1 pseudogene is annotated in these 236 nt (G+C 70.3%); it reads right to left on the bottom strand.

The features are described 5' to 3' along the window. Positions 1–236, bottom strand: a pseudogene (locus I5M_RS32785) (hypothetical protein); the annotation flags it as partial.

Below are 236 nucleotides of genomic sequence, written 5' to 3'. Positions count from 1 at the left end.
ATCGTACCGCCGATCGTCATAGCGCGGGGCGCTGAAGCGCCGCGGTTCGACGAACTCGTCGTAGTCCCGCGCCCCGTAGGATCGGCGGTCGCCGCGCCAGTCGGCGTCGCGGAGGTCTTCGAAATGCCGATAGCCGCGCGGCGCGTGCCTTGGCGCGTCGTCACGCTCGTAGACCGGACGCCGCGGCGGGTCGCGGTAATAGTCGTCGCGGAGTTCGTCGGCACGAGCCGTCATCG

Origin of the sequence: Rhodopseudomonas sp. B29 (assembly GCF_000333455.1) — a bacterium.
GTDB lineage: Bacteria > Pseudomonadota > Alphaproteobacteria > Rhizobiales > Xanthobacteraceae > Rhodopseudomonas.
Note: the sequence above shows the minus strand (reverse complement) of the source record. Positions and strands in the feature narration are given on the sequence as shown.